The following is a 17370-nucleotide window of genomic DNA, read 5'->3' as shown; positions in this document are numbered from 1 at the left end:
GTACCTGAAGATGTGGAGTCGTTGAGTCTTCAATCAGTCGCTCAGCAGCAACCTTACTTGTCCCAATTGAGCTCAGAACCTGGGCCCTGGATACGAGACCAGGTCTTGGACTGCAGGCCATGGATCTTGATGAAGCCATCGGATGCAGTCTTATCAAACGTATCGCCCTCATCGTAGGTAGCCAGATGGTAATCATAGAGGCTATAGGGTGAACGCAGGCCATCGACGAAGATACCGCCCTTGCACAGCTTGATGCGAATATCGCCCGTCACATACTTCTGCGTATAGGCGTTGTAGGCATCGATTGCCTCACGGTTCTGTGAATACCAGAAGCCACGGTACACCGTGGAAGCCCACTCAACATCCAGCTTGGCCTTCTGACGAAGGGTCTCAGCGTCGAGACAGAGCGTCTCGAGGGAATGGTGTGCCTCAAGGAGCAGCATTGCTCCCGGACACTCATAGCACTCACGGCTCTTGATACCGACAACACGGTCCTCGATCATATCGATACGGCCAAAGCCGTTGCGTCCGGCGATCTCGTCCGCCTCGGTGATGCAGTCAAGCAGGGACATCCTCTTACCGTTGATTGAGGTTGGCACGCCGCCCTCAAAGCCGATCACAACGGTCTCCGGATCTGCGGGGCAGTTCTCAGGATTCTCAGTCATAGTCCAGATGTCCGCAGGCGGCTCGTTCCAGGTATCCTCAAGGACGCCACACTCGATAGCGCGGCCCCACAGGTTGTCATCGATAGAGTATGGCTTGTCGTGGCTCGTCGGTACGGGTACACCGTGCTCCTTCGCCCACTTCATCTCAGAGTCACGAGTGGTCAGATCCCAATCACGGACCGGAGCCAGGATCTTAAGTGAAGGATCGAGGGCACGGATGCAGGTCTCGAAGCGGACCTGGTCGTTACCCTTGCCGGTGCAGCCGTGCGCAATGTACGTAGCGCCATACTGGTGGGCGATGTCTACCAGGTACTTTGCGATGATAGGGCGTGAGAGCGCGGAAAGCAGCGGGTAGATGCCCTCATACTTGCCGTTTGCCCAGATCTCTTTTGAGAGGATAGTGTCAGCGTACTCTTTACGCATATCGACTGCCTCAGAGGCGATAGCGCCCATGTCAAGCGCCTTCTGCTTGATCCAGCTCAAGTCCTTCTCATCCTGTCCAACGTTGCCGCAGATTGCGATAACATCCATGTTTTTCTCAACCTGGAGCCACTTGACGATCACAGAAGTATCGAGGCCGCCGGAATACGCAAGAACAACTCTCTCTTTGTCCGCCATAACTAAAACCCTCCTGAAGGTTTGTCACAACAACGCCTTCGATGCATGCTTTCTTGACATGCATTCACATGGAGCCAATTATTCAGCCACGCGATATAGGTATTGTCTTTTTTTAACAATAGAAGATAGAATAACCACTATTGAGTGGTTCGTCGTGCGTGGCACTCTATCACAGCAAGAGATCGAGTCGCCATCCTATACATGAACATACGCTTCATTAGCGTGCCTCCTCTAAGCGAGTGGCGCGGACCCTATTATCCGCGGCTGCAGCTTGCACTGGTAGTGCAGTTCACATAGTTTGAACTATAGGAGACTTTGAAGGTCTGGCTACAAAAAGGCCGAAATCTATACGGTATTGAAACAAATGATCCAAAAATGCTTACACATGCATGTGTGCATAGCATCGAAGATTCAGGCCTGGCGCGATGCGTCCGCTGTGACAAGAGTCCCAGTCTCTTTAAATACTGTTACCTGTTGCAGACAGGAGGCTCTGTAGATTTGAATTTTGGAATCCGTTCGCAAAGATTTGGTCCGCAGATGAGAGATATCGATCAAGCAGCTGATATTGCTGAATAGCCGCATCTTTCGCAGTATTCAGAAATGAAATATGCGCAGAGGGTGTCGCCTGTATCTCGTTGATAATATTTTCCACCTCAGCGTGCACACCATCAATCTGTGCCCCGACGGCCGCCAGATCGCTGTAGCTGGTTGTTCCATCTTGGAGAGACTGTTTGAGCTGCGGATACTCATCGATGATGGGCTGGATCCCATTTTCGAAGAGCTCATTTTCAGAACTTAAAATCGTCTGCGCTGTTGTGACATCGCTGCCGATTCCGGGAAGCGCAGCGCCAAAGCGCCACACCCATCCTTGGGTCTCTTGCCTCAGGGAATCAGTATCGTTACTCAAACTAACCAGATTATTGTAGGCTTCGTCAAAATTGGAATTTCTGATATTGCTCTGAAGCTCTGCCGCTTCATCTCTTTGTTTGCTCATGATATCGCTGATACGGTTAGCTGTTTGGAACACACCGAAACCAATGACCAGGATTGCGATGAGCAGTAGGGCCAAGACGGTAAACAGGACATAGTGATGGTGCTGGTGCCTGGCGCTGGCAGAGACTTTAGGGTCCTGATAATCGATCGGTAAGGGAGATTGTACCTGCTCAGGTGCGGTATACGGACGTCTGACTGTCGTTGTTTCGCGTTTAAAGCGGTGCGGAGCTGTTTGGTTCAGCTGCTTCGAAGCACGGTCATCTGTATCGCTCATAATGGTTCCTCTAAAAAAGCAGACCGGAACACTACATCCCTGGTCTGCCTCCTGTTTTTCTGGTGCGCCGTTAGGGATTTGAACCCTAGACCTTGGGATTAAAAGTCCCCTGCTCTGCCAACTGAGCTAACGGCGCAAGTATCGACGCCTTTTGACGCTCACTCATTGTATACCAAAACACGCGTTACTCCCAGATCCACTGTCCATCCACAAAAATTGGAGCCACATCACCCTGCTTGGTGATGCCGTCAATCTTGAGGTCATCGCTTCTGATCATGAAGTCCACATGCGTGTGACTCTGGTTCATGTCGGCTTTGATCAGGCTCTCTGGGCTCATATCGTAGCTGCTTTCGAAGCAGTCGGGGAAACCGGCACCCAAGGCCAGGCGGCAACTCGCGATCTCATCGTACAGTGTATCGTAGAAGAGGATTCCCTTTTCATGAATCGGGGTATCCTCGCAGATCAGGACACACTCCCCCAACCGACGCGCATTTTCATCGGTCTCAAGGATGTGGCCAAGGACGTCTCTGCCGGTCGTCTCGCCGAAGTTCACAACCCTTTACCGTCTTTGAAGCGAAACCAGAAATCTCGAGCCATCGAGCTATCGCGGACCAGTGACAACGTTGCATGTCCAATTCCGCCGGCGCGCATACGGTCAGATAAGGGGAAGGCCTCCTCTGTGAGGATGTGGGGAAAATAGGCTCTACTGGAGACCATGCAGGCAGCCCCACCTCCCCAAATGTGATGCTCGATCATACTGAGGAGAAGGTCAGTGCCATTTGAGAACTGATAGTAAATACGGTCAAAGTGATACAAATTGAGGAAATGCAGGTTCTTCTCAAACGCGGCGTTGTGAGGTCTCCCAACCCTCTTCGGAGTCTTCCCCATCGGCCCGAAAAACTTCAAGGATGGCCACCCAAAGGCGAGAGAGTACCCCGTCGGCGCTACACGGGGAGGAAACGCGCTGGGCTCAGGATCTGATCGGAGCGGCGACAATACACTAAGTACTGCGCCAAAAGCTCATGCCCTCGTGGAAGGCCTTGAGCCGCATGCGGGAGCTGCAGGCAGCAACGGCCGACTCTGCAGTATCGATGCCCTTGAAGATCTCTGGATCCTGTCCCTCGATGGAGAGGAAGCCCGATCCCTGCTCGGCAAGTGAGTTGAGTTGGACTTTCCTCTACTCCGGAGGGTTCTCAAAGTTTGCCAATGGCTCGTTCTGATAGGCCATCTGCTCAATCGAATCATCGTGCCACAACGCGGTCACGTGGGAGGCACCGCTTGCATAGGCGACGTTTACGATCTCCCGTGCGAAGTCCACACGCTCAATCGGGCGCTCAAGGACGAGCTCCTGCCCCGGTTCTAGGGTGATACCTTGCAGCACAAGCAGCTTTGCGTATTTCTGTACATGGGGTCACAGTACCTTGAGGCCTGCTGTACATTCCCCACGCGTCACGAGAAACGATATGGAGTTCTCTCTTCCATCCAAAGATATAAGGTGTTAGATTGCAAAAAGACGAGGATCCTGTTCGCCAGTTTGTGTACCCATACAGAAGGTGCACGCTTCACACAGATCTCTCGCTATCCGATTTGGATCATCCATATCGGCTTTTGGAAATACAATGGCTTTTCTCCAGAAGGTTCTATTCCTCGCCATAAGCGCCGAGCTCTCCCAAAACTGGTCGTAGGTGGAGCGCAGGATACCCCGCATCTGGTACCACTCTGCAACGTCCTGGACGCCATGCTCTTTCAGAAAGGCTTTGACTTCGGAGTTTCCTGCCAGCGGATATTCAGGGATAATGAAACCTTCGTGGCGGGCAACATCCCAAATGAGCGTTTCTGCGGCTTCAAAATAGGTCAGATCATCGCGACAGATCTCTTCGGTAAGGTTCAGAAGCTGCTGTGAGGAAACATTTTTAGGAAGTTGAAGTATGCCTTGCCCATCAATCCAGGATTCCGTATTTTCAACGAAATCCTTACCGAGATTTACAAGCATACGTGGCATGAGAAACTTCCACCCTTAGAGAAAACCCTGAGTACGGGCCCACAATCACACTCTGGAGCGGGCGACGGGAATCGAACCCGCATGATCAGCTTGGGAAGCTGGCATTCTGCCATTGAATTACGCCCGCGAGGAGATTTCATTATACCTTAACCCCACTGGATTCTCGGATCTTTTGATAAATAGTCTTGCCCAAGCGTCCCTGTCGGGGCCTCTCCCTTAGGCTAAATTCCTATCTCTAGACACAACAATCCGGATTCTTAGGTAACAGCATATAGCACATGCGTTTGCATCGAGAGAGGAATGCCCCATTTGCCAGGCATTCCTCCCTCTTCCTGTCTTGGTTTCCTGCCTTTCCGCCGCTGTGATATAGCTATGGTGTTAGATATGCTGTAAGGCTCCATGGGAAGGTACTCCGTGCCGGTAAAGATCCGCGCGATGAAGCCGAAGGGCACCATGGTCAAGGCGATATCGAGCCACTACTGTGTCTGCGAGTACTGAAGCATACGAGAGGGCAAAAGACGCAGGACAAAGATGGGCCGCTGCATCGGCAGGATCACCGAGGCGGAGGGCTACCTCAGCAATGCGGAGACGAAGGTCGCAAACAGCGAGCTTGCCTGCGTCGAGTTCGGCCAGTATGCAGTTGCGCTTGCCTGCTTACAGGGGACCCTTACCCTGCTCAGGAAGCATTTCGCGCGTGCCGATGCCGACAGGATATATGCCTGCGCCCTCATCCACTTCGTCGAGGGCTTCCAGCGCATGGGGGCGCTCGCGAGGCTCTACGAGATGAGCGTGCTCTCGCTTTAGATAATATGAAGTGACCTCACATTAGTAGCAACGTGGATTTGCCGCTATACGATAGGTGTTTAACATAAAGTAAGCTGGTTTACCACATACAAAAGCAGATCACTAATGAATAGAGTACTCAAAATCGCAATGGATGTCCATAGTTCGAATTACACTTTGTGTGCAATGGAGCCTGTGGTTGGGGCAGAGGACAGGGTCTTCGCCAACATCCAGGTACCCCCTGATTATAAAAACGTTCTCCAATTTATTGAGAACCTTAAAAAGAAACTTGGCCTTACCGATACTTATTCTGTTGAATGCGGCTACGAAGCCGGATGTCTTGGATACTCCTTATACCATCAGCTAACGAACGCCGGTGTAAAATGCGTCATTCTTGCGCCGAGCACAATGCTAGCCCCTCAGGGCAAGCGGGTGAAGACGGATGCACGTGATGCCAACATGATCGCTCAGTGTCTTTGCTATGGCGGATATCATGCGGTTCATGTTCCCACCGATAAGGATGACTCTGTAGAAGAATATCTTCGTATGAGGGATGACCACAAACTGGCACTCAAGAAGATCAAACAGCAGATCAATGCTTTCTGCCTGTATCATGGCTTTTTCTATGATGGCAACAAATGGACAATCAAGCACTGGAGCTAGCTGAAGACACTTGGAACTGGATGATCTGCTGCGTAAGACCCTCGACGAGTATCTGGCATCCTATAAGGAACACTCATCAAAGATCGAACGCTTCGACAAACGGATCGAGGAACTTGCTGGCGATGATGATTACAAGGAAAGTGTCAAAAAGCTTGGCTGTCTTCTCGGTATAAAGACTCATACGGCACCTTCACTGATTGTAGAAACCGGCGATTTCAGTCGTTTTGCCAAAGGCAATACCTACGCTGCATTCCTCGGGCTTGCGCCGGGAGAATCTTCCAGTGGAACAAAGATCCAACGTAGCGGAATTTCAAAAGCTGGCAACAGTCATCTTCGTACGCTTCTCATTGAAGGGGCAAAAGGAATCTGCAAGGGACAGATCGGACATAAATCCAAGGAACTGCGCTGCAGGCAGGACGGGAATACAGCTGATGTCATTGCATATGCTGACAGAGCAAACACAAGACTTCAAAGCAAGTATTACCGCATGATCCGCCATGGGAAAAAAAGAAATGTAGCGGTTGCTGCGGCTGCCAGGGAACTTGCCTGCTTTATATGGGCAATGATGACAGGCACTATCGCTTTCAGAGAAGCCTAAAAGAAGGCAGCATGAGTAACATCTGGTCCATTTGTCTGTCAAGGGTGCTACGCACCGCTTACGCGGCAAGTCCTGTGACAGCTATCTGTCCATGATGTCTATGGGCAGCCAAGGCATAAATCCACAGGAATCTGCGGATTTATGCAGTAATAGACAAAGTAAATACCTGACAGCATCTGGAAGGAGCTGTGATCACTGTAAGGTTTAAGCCATCCGCGTCCATCCTATGTTGGCACTGGAAACAGAAATCCACGCTTTTAGATCGCAGGGCTCACGGCAAAACCATTAGTCTGTTGGTAGCCAATCCACGTATAACAGAGTGGCCACATGCCGGGAACTGTTAAATCAGAGCTCTTTCCAGATGCTGTCAGAGAAACACAAATGTGGCTAGACAGGGGGGAAATTTCCTGAAATTGCCTCTTGACAACGGTCACTTCATAACAGGATGCCCGGGCTGAAGATGGGATACGATGCGCTCGCCGGCCTCTACGGGGACCTCGGTAGGAGGCAGGGGCCGCTCATCTCCTTCGAGCAGGACCTTGTCGACTCATGCTCGGGGGAGGTGGCCACAGACGGCCACGTGATAGGCTCGCACTCCTGCGCCAACTCGCTTAGCGAGAAGGGGTACAGGCTCTAAAAGCTCGGTGAGCCGCAGGTTAGCATGCTTATGGCCTACGACGTGCGCAGCGGCATAGCGCTGCTGTCGCGCATGTACGAGGGAGGGGATACAGACGCCGTCTTTGTGAGGGAGCTCTTTTGGCAGGCACATCTTGCGGGCATGCTCTTCCTCGCGGATAAGGGCTTTCTCAGCGAGGAGAACCTGGCCCTCTTCACGTCGGACAGCCAACCAGTACGTGATCCCGCTCCCCAAAAGCGACAGGCGCTGCAGGGCATCGGTCGCCCTCGAGGCGCAGGAGGGCTCCCAGGGGCGCTTCGTCTGGACGCGCTACAGGAAGGCGTGCGTCGTCGAGTGGCGCGACGACACCCTTGCAGGCAGGCGCGTGCTCCACTTTTGCGGCCTCTTACAACAGGCGCAGATCCAGGAGAGCTACCTCAGGCACATGGAGATGGGCACGTCCGGATACACGCAAGGAGAAGCTCGATGCGATGCTGCCCTACATGGGCACAACCGTGCTGCAGACGAGCCTCGGGGCCAAACGCTCTGCCCAGGACATATGGGCGCTCTACAAGAGGCGCTGGTCCATCGAGACTCTCTTCGACTACTTCAAGAACGGCCAGGGGGCGGTTGCCCTCGGCCAGCAGGACTACTGCCACAAGCAGGGACTGGCGTTCATCCTGCTCGTGAGCGCCCTCATCATGCGGGAGGTCTCTGACGCCGCGCAGGCATCGGGGCAGGGGATATCTGTCGGCGACATCCTGCTCGATGCCAGGATGGTCAAGGCATGCAGGCGCTTCGGGAAATGGGAGGCGCTCAACTGCAAGAAGAAGCGGCTCAAGCTCTTCTCGAAGATGAAGACGGGTCTGAAGGTCGTCCCCAGGCCCGAGCAGCATACCTAGCAATCCGAATTGTTGTGTCTAGTGCATCAGCCCTTCACACAGCCCTATCCGTAAGAGCACACTCAAGAGCGATATCTGTCATATTGTTGGCTTTTCGCGTATCCAGGTCAGTCAGATCTGTTTTCTATGCTTCACCTCCCTGTCCAAACCTGTCACAAGGAGGTAAACCATGGGCCAACAAGGACATGCTTATGCACAGCCCTATCGGTGCAAGCATTACCGTTATTCACCGCCGCGGGATCTCGCGGCCCTCAAACGAGGGTATCACACGAAGAATGGCTCTTTGAACCGATCACAGGGAATGCGACGTGCAGGTATCATCCTGATCCTGATCGCTGCGGTGCTCTCACTGGTCGTGTTCCAACAGACGGCCTATGCAGAGGAAGGCCAAGTGAAATGGACCTGGGACCCAGGTTCACTGCTCAGCGACATTAGGGGTAGCGATGGATCCCGGGGCTATTGCGCTCAGGCAGAATGTAATGTTCCAGCGGGAACTTTTAAAGAATGGCACTGGATTTCCGATATGGATGAGCAGACATTGCGGGGCGATCCCCATGGCTTTGCCTGGTTGCTCTACCACGTCTATCCGCATACCTCAACCTTCGGAGACAAGGAATACCCTCAGAGATCAGCAATCCATATCTCTCAGGCCGCTATCTGGATGTATCAGGGCGACATGAAACAGGACCGCACAATACCCAAAAAGCATATGACCGCTGACTGCTCCACTGAGGAAGCCCAGGCAGCCTGGCAGCTTGCGCAGGAAGCGCATACGCACGATAAGGAAAGCGGACCGTGGGACCATGCGGCAAAGTACTGGGTTTGTCCCACGAATTTTGAGCAGAGTATCGTTGCCATCGCGCCGACCGGCTCAGTGAAAATTACGAAAAGCAGCGGGAATGCTCAGCTGACCGCCGATAACCCTGCCTATTCTCTGGGAGGGGCCGTCTTCGGCATCTATAGCGACGAAGGCGCAACCCAGGAAGTGAGCAGAGCCACCCTGGATGTAAATGGTACCGCTACGGTCTCTGACCTCGGAACAGGAACCTATTACGTCAAAGAGATCAGTGCGCCAGCCGGTTATGGAGTGGACGAGACGGTCCATAGTGTAGAGATCAAGTCAAGCGATACAGCAGACTGCACCGTCAGCGATATGCCCCTCTATGGAAAACCGGATATAGCCATAGCAAAGAAGGATGACCAGACCAATGATGCGACTCCCCAAGGCGATGCGTCTCTGAATGATGCTCAGTTCAAGATCTCCTTCTATGCAGGCACCACTGACACCAACAATCTTCCTGAAAGTGCGACCAAAACCTGGGTCATGAAGACCGACGACAGTGGAATGATAAAACTCGATAATGAACACAAGGTAGAGGGTGACGACTTCTACACCTTAAAGGACGGCACCGTTGTCGTGCCACTCGGAGTGATAGCCATTGAGGAGACCAAAGCTCCCGGAGGATATCTCTTACCTGAGAATCCGCGTACCGCTATCGCAGTACAGACCGATCAGGCAAAAGATGGGGTGATTGCCCTTCAGACTGCCAACTATCCTGAACACGTTATCCATGGAGGCTTGGCAGTGCAGAAACTCGATAGCGAAAGCGCAAAGGACACGCCGAAGGGCGCTGCAACCTTTGAGGGTACGACCTTTGATATTATCAATACCTCCAACAACGCTGTTAAAGTCGCAGGAAAACAGGTAGAGCCTGGCGCCGTTGCTCTGACCATCACCGCGGACAAGACCGGAAGAGCCCAAACCGAAGCGGATGCGCTTCCCTATGGTCACTACACTGTCCAGGAGTCGCAGGCCGGCAAAGGATATCTCACCAACAGCGATTGGAAGCAAACCGTCACGATCAAAACGAATGGCAAGATGGAGGAGCTGAAAGAAGATACCGGGTGCACTGATGCCGTCATCCGGGGAGACCTTTCTCTCATCAAAGCGAATGCAAACACGCAGCAACGTATGAGTAAGATTCCTTTCAAGATCACCTCAAAGACCACCGGAGAATGGCATATCGCAATCACCGATGAGAACGGCGTACTTGATACCTCCGCCGGAGCACTCTCCCATACCAATAAGACAAACTCCAACGACCAAGCCGTCGGTGAAGACGGTACTGTCGATATCGACAAGCTCGACAGCGAAGCCGGGATATGGTTCTTCGGTTCATCCAACGGTACAGATGCTAACACGATCAGTGACGAACGCGGTGCACTCCCCTATGACACTTACACAGTGGAGGAGCTCCCCTGCCAAAGCAACGCCGGAAAGAAGCTCGTCACGCTTTCTCTTACGATCAAACGCGACAACTTTGAGGTACATCTAGGAACCGTAAACAATGAGAATGGGCCAAGTATCCATACTGAACTCACTTCTGAAGTGGGCGAGCACACCGTTCCCCGCGGCACGGAGACTGTGGTATTGGTAGATACCGTCACCTACTCAAACCTGACGCCGGGTACTACCTACACTTTGACAGGTACCTTGATGGACAAAGCTACCGGTGAGCCTCTTTCCGGCGTCGCACCTCAAACAGCCGAGTTCGTCCCGGAATCCGAAAACGGGGAGCAGGAAATCACTTTCACGATTGAAAACGTCCCTGAGACCTATCACGAGACCGTCGCGTTTGAGAAACTGACCCAGGATGGTACCGAAGTTGCGATCCATACGGATATTGACGATGAGGGACAGACTGTCCACTTCTCGTCACTGCATACGGTAGCAACTCAGGCGGACAGCGACTCCCATATGGTGAGCGCAGGCTCCCAGTGCCATCTGGTGGATACCGTGGAATATACCGGACTGATCCCCCATGAGACCTACACCCTTACCGCTACGCTTCATCTGGTCGGCGATGATGGGGAGGACAGCGGTGCTCTGTTGGATGCCGGCGGTAACGTTATGACCTTTACCCAGGAGTTTGTCCCGGAGAACGAAAACGGGACCTGTGAGGTCCCGATCAACTGTGATACCACCTCACTCGCTGGCAAACATATCGTTGTCTTTGAGAAACTGACCCATCAGGGTAAACCGGTCGGAAGCCATGAGGACATCCACGATACCGGACAGAGTATTGTCTTCTTAGAGCACTCAAATATCCCCAATACCGGTGATATCGCGAACTTCCCCTGGACAGTTGGCCTTCTTGGAAGCTGCCTGGCAGCCGTAGGTGGCATCAATCTCTACAAGAGAAGATAACAGGCATAAAAATCGAGCAGAGGGAATCATGTATCTCCCTCTGCTCGCCCTCTGTCGTGTTATGACTCGCGGATCAACTCGGTAACCAACGCCACGATATCGGCCACTTGATCCCCATCGACGTTTTCATTCACATCATCCAACGTATGGGAGTACGCAGGCAATCCATTCTCGTCCATGCCCATGATGGTGACCGCCCGGATGTGCGTGCGTATTGCTGTCGTCGCGTCGGTATCCCCATAATCAAAGCGAGCACGGTTCAGCGAAAGTCCGAGATTCTTAGCAATCTTAGACAGCATGCGCACCAACCGGTGATTGGAATGCTTGGAGGTGTTGGACCCTTCCCGTGTCAACAATGTCGGGGTACCCGCACCGATACAGTCCAAGTTAATAACGAAAGCGCCACTGATATCTTCACGATGGTTGCGCAAGAAGGACTTCATACCGCCATGGTCAAGCTCTGAGCCTCCCGTCGCGACAAACCAGATATCATGCGAGATGAGATCGTCATCGTTCATCGAGAGAACTGCGTCGCGGAGCTCTTCCTCAGTGACACTCACGGTATTTTTAGGAGCTGCTTCCTGAGCTTCCTCCTGCTGCTGTGGTGCTGCAGCGGTGCTCTGTGGTTCAGGTACAGTTTGTACGTCTTGAACAACAGGTTGATGCTCTTCAGAAACCGGTTCCTGAACGTCGAGCTCATAACCGCGTGTTTCCGGCTTGTCCTCAGATTCTTGCTGGTCCTCAGACTCTACAGTATGGTCACGAAACTCATCTTTCGGAGTTGCGCCTCCTTTCCACCCGTTGTTCCCACGCTTAGATCTCTTGTCCTTACCATCCCTGTCACCCTTGTGCCGTCCACGATCTTGGGGCTCCTGTGTCTCTCGAGCGATCTTCTCGAGCGACTGCGGGGTAATAACGTCAAAGCGACGGGTGCTGCCAAAGGAAATTGCCGGCTGCCCAGTAACAGGCAGATCATCGATCCCCTCTGTTTGGGGTTTCTCAGCAAATGGATCATACGATTTCTTGGCAGGATCCGGTACATCATTCAGGATAGCTTGACGCGTTGCATCCGGAATCTGGGGTGTGAAGGAGGATTTACCCCAATTTGGATCGTCGGGCATCTCAGGCTTTGTGTAGTGTTTGTCCTTCATAGATTTAGCCTTCTGCTGATCGATCTCCTTTGACTTTTGCTCAGTATCGAAGGATTCTACCGGCTCGGTATCTGTATGGAGCTGTTGCTCTGTGTCAAAACTACCGTCCACGCTCTCTGCAGGAACAGCTGAAGAAGTCTTAGGGACCTCAGACCTTGTCTGTTGTATAGCCTCGTTAATTCTTGAGTGCTGACCAGACCGGCTGATCTTAAGCCCTCTATCGGTCGCGTGCTGTTTATCCTCGAGACGGACCGCAGAATCTTGCTTGCCTGTACGAAGGTTGTTGGATGCAGGCTCTTCGGCTGGCATCTCACGGCCCACCGTATAGTTCTTCGGAATAGTAGATTTGAAATCAAGCTCCTGTGAGGTCTGCTTACTACCAGCGCCACCGGCGGTCACGCCGTCGGTACCTTCATTCGGTTCCTCGTCCCCTACTCCAGCAGTTTCATCGGAAATCTTCTCTGTTTCGGACAACGCTTTGGATTCAATGTCCCCAGCAGTACCTGTCTGCTCCTCCTCTTCGGAGAAGTCAGCTTCGGCGATAGGCTTTTTGGCGATTGGGGTGTCGTCACTCTCGGGCTCGGTATCGTTTTGGAGGTCAGATTTTATTTCATGAGAGCCCTCTTCGTCTGTCTGTGATACAGATAGCTCATCTTCTATCTCAGAGTCACCCTTTGCTGTCTCTTCGACTTCCCCGGTATCCTCATTCTCATCAGTCCGATCCTCTGAGACATCTTCCTCATGTTCGCTTGTATCTTCAGCAGTGTCATTCACCTCAGGTGTCTCTTGCTGAGCGACCGGCTCTTTATTATCAGATGCTTCCAGCTCTGTGGGCGCCGCCCCATCCGAATCAGACTTCGAGCGATCCTTCGAAGCTATCAATCTATATTCAGCAGTGACGGGGACCTTTTTGCTGACCGCCTCCCAATCGCACGGTATTTCGGCCCGCGCAGATTGGGCGTCAGGTTTCTCTGCGGGTGCCTCTTCAGCAGCTCCATCAGTGGGTGCACTCTCATCAGATGCGGTTCCCTCCGTAGAAGCCTCTTGCTCCTCTTCGTCAGAAGCTTCCGATGGCTCGGGGCTCGCAGGGGCATTCGCTTCTTCTTCGGACTGAGCGGGTTGTTCTTCATCCTGCTTCGCCACAGGAGTCGATTCCTCTGTTTCTTCATGGTCAGCCGGAGAAGTAGCTTCGCTGTCATCTGTTTCTTGTGAAACATTCTCATCCATCTGCCCAGTCTCAGACTGACTATCCTCGTCCTCGGAGGGCAGCTTCACTTCCTTGTCTAGGGATGCCAACGCTGCCATTACACCTGAGTCATCAACCGGAGAGGAATTCTTAGCTCCTTCATCGGTCTCACCTGTAATTTTGTCAGGCTCCGTTTTTTGAGTTGTGTCTGAAGTTTCATTTCTCTTGTTGAAGTGCTTATCAAAGGTAGACTCAACCATCTGCGAGAAATTGTCATCCTCATCGCTGTGAGACTCGTTGTCGTCAGATTGAAGATGCTCGGCCTTCTCCTCCGGAACAGAAGTCTGCTCTTCCTTTCCAGGCCCCTCTTTATCCGTTGCCTCATCCGTCGTTTCCTCAGCAGAACTATTCTGTGTGGTATCAGGTGAGTCTGTCTTCCCTTCTTCCGTTGAGGGCTCTGGCTCAGTCTCTTTGGACGCAGCGTTGTGATGAAATTTCTGAACGAACTTCTGAAACTTGGACTTGCTTGACTCCTCAGACTGAGTGGTATCCTCCTTGTCCTGTTCCTCATTGGTCTCTGTCCCAGTTGATTCTTCTGAAGCCGCTTGCTGATTCTCTTCCTGCACTGCCTCAGCTGTATCGCTCTCTTGTGGAGTTGTCTCCATCTCCGTGTCGGATTCAGTGGTATCAGTGTCAGGTTCAGGAGTGATTGACTCCCACTCAGCGTCTAGAACATTCGGCCAAAGATTCTTCTTGTCCCTATATTTGCCTTTGGGCTTCTCTGTAGAGGTCTCACCCTCACCAGGCTCTTCGGGAGTTTTCTCCTCTGTCTCGATGGGAGTCTCTTCGGCTACCTCATTCTGCTCATCAAGGGTCGGCGCAGTAAACGATGTGGTCGGTTGCTCTTCTCCCGGCTGTCCAGCTGAGGCCTGGGACTCATGTTTTTCAGGCTCTTCCTTTTGCGTCTGCTCACGCTTGTCCGCTTTTCGAGCCTCATTCGAACGATTAAACCGACTACCGACGGTTGGACGTCTGAGGGTCTTGTCCGCCGGAGTAGTCTGCTGTGTTTTTTCATCAGTCTGAGCGGACAGCACACTTGTCTCATCAGACTGTCCTTCTTCCTGCGGCGCTGCGACCGCCGCTTCTTCTCTCTCATACTCTATAGTGCAGTCTTCGGGGAGCATGTTGAGAGAGCGAAGTGTGTCTACGCCATGCCGGCGATAGTGGGAAAGCCGTTCCGCTTTCGCTTCGGCTTCCCGTTTGGCTTCCGCAGCCTGCCACCCCTCTTCAGCGCGCTGCGCTTCCTCTTTGGCTTTCTCTGCTTCTATCTCAAGGGCACGATCTGTCCCTGGGTGCACATTGTTTACGATGCTCAACAGTGCGGCAACAGATGATTTGTTGTCGTTAGCCCCATCGGTGCAGTCACCGAAGCGCGTCGCGATGTCGCCGATTGCAAGAGCGGTGGGAATGAGGCCCGCGACGATACCGACAATCCAGATGATGGTCCGCACGATAGAGGGGATAAATCCGAAGAGTTGAAGCAGCGCTGCGATCATACTTATATAGATACAGTACGTGCTTGCCCGCTTTGCCAACACATACCATGCGGCAGTGGTCTTGTTTTCAATCAGGGGGTTGACGCGCGGGGCGTCGTAGTGCGCGACAATCACGATCGGTCGGTTGCCTTTAATGACTTTGGGACCGGTGTGCTGGTGGAGGCCAACAACGTTTTGACTCTTGCACTGTGGCCCAACCCGATCAAACGAGATACGACCCTGGTGATGCAAGGTTAGAGTGACCGCAAAGATGATAGTGATGATGGCACCGATGATACGGACAAAGGAGCCGATGCCAGCCATAATGAGACCGACGAGCATCAGAATCGTGAAGATTGGCACGAGCGTCTGCGACCCTGTCGATGCGCTGAACTCTTCGAGTTGGGGATCCACGTTATGGTCCTGCATAACTTTAGAGATTGTCTGAGCGGCATCGAGTTCTTCTTGGCTGTTTGCAGGCGCAATGCCTATCTGTTCCTCAAGATAGTCTAAGTATTCATGCGTCTTTGACATCGTTATCTCCACCACCTGTGTGGGTCATAAATCTGTTTTGATATAATCATGTGTTAAGTATACTTGTTAGAATCTAGCTTTTGTATGCTCATACTTTTCTTATAGAAACAGCCATGCATTTTCTCCAGCTTCTTCATCTCTCAGCCTCAACACATAGTCTACAAATTGGTCGCTCTCGAGAGAAACCAGATCACCAAGGAGTACGGTATATGAAACCTCACCGTGAAGAAAATGTACAGTTCTCCGCAAATGATATCAGCGCACAGCGGCTGGTCACGCTCGCGATTGACTTTATCAACAACGCAACGCTGCTCACATCCGAGTTCATCCACAAGTAGATCTACCCTGAGCTCTCACACCGCTCATTCAACGCGTTGCAAAAACGAGATATGCGGCATTTGGCACTCTGTGGGATCCATGTCGCGAGAGAGTCGGATCCTACAGACAAAAAAGTGAGGTAGGCCACCGACGAGAGCACCTCCTACACCGGGAGGACTTCCCTCATCGGTGAGGAAGCCTTACAGCTGCAACTACTCTTGAAGTCTATCGTCAAAGATGAGAGATTCCCCTACTGTGCGGAGCTGCACAGGGCGCTCTTAAAGATCGATCACGCCTTCGACAGGGAATCAGTGGTGCGTCAGATCAACCCAAAGGCAAACAGAACCTCTAACTGCTCCACTAGGGATTTCTCAACCGCCAATTTGTGAAGCTCGGCCATACCGAAGCTGACGGTACGGCAAAGCCCACTGTCGTGGATCCATACGGTTTCTTCACCCTACGGGATATTACGTACTGCGTCGCCACTGAAGACAGCGACGGACAGCAGATCAGCGATCACCTGAAGAATCTATCGGGTGGAGCAGCTCCCCAAAGTCTCACTCGTCAATCGTACTATGGAATCCTAAAGTCTTTCGGCGCGGCTGACTTCAAAGTACTCTCCTGCCAGATCAGAACGACTATTGGCACAGCGCACTTTATCCTGAAGCAGCCTGTAGAAGAGTTGCTGGAGACGCTGCAGAGGTATGCAATCCTGACCAAACACGACGCGAATACCTATCAGCGTGCGGTTGAAGTGAGCTCGTGAAGCGATGCTGCAACCTAGGGGCTAAAGCAGGGGTTCGCTCCCCATCCCCACAGGAGCTGAAAGACGAATACGTATCAGTCTTCAAAGAAGACTTGAACGATGCCAAGCGATGAAGCCGGCAATACCACTGAACTTCGTGAACTGATCGCTTTGCTCTCCGCCCTCTCCAAGGGGGTGATACCCTACGTGGCGACACGATCGCAGATCGCATGGGTATTTCAGCCCGCCATCTGTTCGAACTTTTGATCGCATCAGGGGACAACGACGGGCGATACCTCTCGCTTGTGCTCTCAGATGGTGAGAATGAGGTATCGCTTGCCTTTGATAACGGAATCAAAAGGCACTCAATCCGACTGTCACTGACAGAAACCGATACGATCCTCGCGGCACTCAACCGCTGTGGGGTCTCTGACGATGACCCCTTGAGGAAGAAGATCGTCTCCAACTATGGGCAGATCAATATCGACGAGGAAGGTATCGAAAGACAGTCAGGGCCTTGAGCCTCACAGCAGGCTAATACGGTGATCGATGCTCTCATCGCAGAGCGAACACTGACAT

The 17370-nt window shown here is 52.4% G+C and carries 17 protein-coding genes, 2 tRNA genes and 1 pseudogene; 10 read left to right on the top strand and 10 right to left on the bottom strand.

Annotation, left to right across the window (positions count from 1 at the left end; genetic code table 11):
- Window positions 1-53 precede the first annotated feature (53 nt).
- The 8 genes and pseudogenes from J4859_RS00235 to J4859_RS00200 form a co-directional block, all read right to left on the bottom strand.
- Window positions 54-1283, bottom strand: coding sequence for an argininosuccinate synthase (locus J4859_RS00235; RefSeq protein WP_212331587.1), 1230 nt, complete (start codon window positions 1281-1283; stop codon window positions 54-56).
- A 457-nt stretch (window positions 1284-1740) separates the two neighbouring features.
- A complete protein-coding gene (locus J4859_RS00230; protein ID WP_212331585.1) occupies window positions 1741-2550 on the bottom strand; it encodes a hypothetical protein in 810 nt (269 codons plus the stop codon).
- Window positions 2551-2610: 60 nt separating this feature from the next.
- Window positions 2611-2686 (bottom strand) — tRNA-Lys (locus tag J4859_RS00225).
- A 48-nt stretch (window positions 2687-2734) separates the two neighbouring features.
- Window positions 2735-3103 (bottom strand): aminopeptidase, encoded by a 369-nt coding sequence (locus J4859_RS16580; protein WP_212331583.1) that lies wholly within the window; start codon window positions 3101-3103, stop codon window positions 2735-2737.
- Window positions 3100-3456, bottom strand: a complete 357-nt coding sequence (locus tag J4859_RS16575) for an aminopeptidase (protein ID WP_212331582.1) — start codon at window positions 3454-3456, stop codon at window positions 3100-3102. The genes J4859_RS16580 and J4859_RS16575 overlap by 4 nt, the downstream gene beginning before the upstream one ends.
- Before the next feature lie 271 nt (window positions 3457-3727).
- A pseudogene (locus J4859_RS00210) lies at window positions 3728-3943 on the bottom strand (aminopeptidase); the annotation flags it as partial.
- Window positions 3944-4048: 105 nt separating this feature from the next.
- Window positions 4049-4543 carry a hypothetical protein gene (locus J4859_RS00205; RefSeq protein ID WP_212331580.1) on the bottom strand — a complete coding sequence of 165 codons (495 nt, stop codon included), beginning with the start codon at window positions 4541-4543 and terminating at the stop codon, window positions 4049-4051.
- A 62-nt stretch (window positions 4544-4605) separates the two neighbouring features.
- A tRNA-Gly gene (locus tag J4859_RS00200) sits at window positions 4606-4679 on the bottom strand.
- Window positions 4680-5083: 404 nt separating this feature from the next.
- On the opposite strand from J4859_RS00200, the gene J4859_RS00195 reads away from it, so the two are divergent.
- The 4 genes from J4859_RS00195 (at window position 5084) to J4859_RS00180 (ending at window position 7233) form a co-directional block, all read left to right on the top strand.
- Complete coding sequence (locus tag J4859_RS00195; RefSeq protein WP_212331579.1) at window positions 5084-5356, top strand: hypothetical protein; 273 nt, start codon at window positions 5084-5086, stop codon at window positions 5354-5356.
- A gap of 105 nt (window positions 5357-5461) precedes the next feature.
- Complete coding sequence (locus tag J4859_RS00190; protein WP_371812109.1) at window positions 5462-5998, top strand: transposase; 537 nt, start codon at window positions 5462-5464, stop codon at window positions 5996-5998.
- A 10-nt stretch (window positions 5999-6008) separates the two neighbouring features.
- Window positions 6009-6596, top strand: coding sequence for a transposase (locus J4859_RS00185; protein ID WP_212331574.1), 588 nt, complete (start codon window positions 6009-6011; stop codon window positions 6594-6596).
- A 445-nt stretch (window positions 6597-7041) separates the two neighbouring features.
- Entirely contained in the window at window positions 7042-7233 is a 192-nt protein-coding gene (locus J4859_RS00180) for a hypothetical protein (RefSeq protein ID WP_212331571.1), read from the top strand.
- A gap of 193 nt (window positions 7234-7426) precedes the next feature.
- On the opposite strand, the gene J4859_RS00175 is transcribed toward J4859_RS00180, so the two are convergent.
- Window positions 7427-7606: a hypothetical protein gene (locus J4859_RS00175; RefSeq protein WP_212331569.1), complete on the bottom strand. Its 180-nt coding sequence runs from the start codon at window positions 7604-7606 to the stop codon at window positions 7427-7429.
- Between the two features lie 109 nt (window positions 7607-7715).
- Between J4859_RS00175 and J4859_RS00170 the strand changes: the two genes are divergently transcribed.
- Both J4859_RS00170 and J4859_RS00165 read left to right on the top strand, forming a co-directional pair.
- The gene (locus J4859_RS00170) at window positions 7716-8114 is read left to right on the top strand and encodes a hypothetical protein (protein ID WP_212331567.1); all 399 of its coding nucleotides are present in this window, start codon (window positions 7716-7718) and stop codon (window positions 8112-8114) included.
- 301 nt (window positions 8115-8415) lie between these two features.
- Window positions 8416-11322: a VaFE repeat-containing surface-anchored protein gene (locus J4859_RS00165; protein ID WP_212331565.1), complete on the top strand. Its 2907-nt coding sequence runs from the start codon at window positions 8416-8418 to the stop codon at window positions 11320-11322.
- Window positions 11323-11381: 59 nt separating this feature from the next.
- On the opposite strand, the gene J4859_RS00160 is transcribed toward J4859_RS00165, so the two are convergent.
- Window positions 11382-15728, bottom strand: a complete 4347-nt coding sequence (locus J4859_RS00160) for a M28 family peptidase (protein ID WP_212331564.1) — start codon at window positions 15726-15728, stop codon at window positions 11382-11384.
- Between the two features lie 209 nt (window positions 15729-15937).
- Between J4859_RS00160 and J4859_RS16570 the strand changes: the two genes are divergently transcribed.
- The 4 genes from J4859_RS16570 to J4859_RS00145 all read left to right on the top strand — a co-directional run bounded on the left by J4859_RS16570 (window position 15938) and on the right by J4859_RS00145 (window position 17312).
- Window positions 15938-16066 carry a hypothetical protein gene (locus J4859_RS16570; protein ID WP_256436775.1) on the top strand — a complete coding sequence of 43 codons (129 nt, stop codon included), beginning with the start codon at window positions 15938-15940 and terminating at the stop codon, window positions 16064-16066.
- Window positions 16067-16264: 198 nt separating this feature from the next.
- The gene (locus J4859_RS00155) at window positions 16265-16435 is read left to right on the top strand and encodes a hypothetical protein (protein ID WP_212331562.1); all 171 of its coding nucleotides are present in this window, start codon (window positions 16265-16267) and stop codon (window positions 16433-16435) included.
- Window positions 16432-16812 carry a hypothetical protein gene (locus J4859_RS00150; protein ID WP_212331560.1) on the top strand — a complete coding sequence of 127 codons (381 nt, stop codon included), beginning with the start codon at window positions 16432-16434 and terminating at the stop codon, window positions 16810-16812. Before J4859_RS00155 ends, J4859_RS00150 begins: the two co-directional genes overlap by 4 nt.
- Before the next feature lie 209 nt (window positions 16813-17021).
- Complete coding sequence (locus J4859_RS00145) at window positions 17022-17312, top strand: hypothetical protein (protein WP_212331558.1); 291 nt, start codon at window positions 17022-17024, stop codon at window positions 17310-17312.
- Window positions 17313-17370: the final 58 nt, after the last annotated feature.

The organism is Atopobium sp. oral taxon 416 (genome assembly GCF_018128285.1).
Taxonomy (GTDB): domain Bacteria; phylum Actinomycetota; class Coriobacteriia; order Coriobacteriales; family Atopobiaceae; genus Olsenella_L.
The sequence above is the reverse complement of the archived record's forward strand: the minus strand, read 5'-3'. Positions and strand labels throughout refer to the sequence as shown.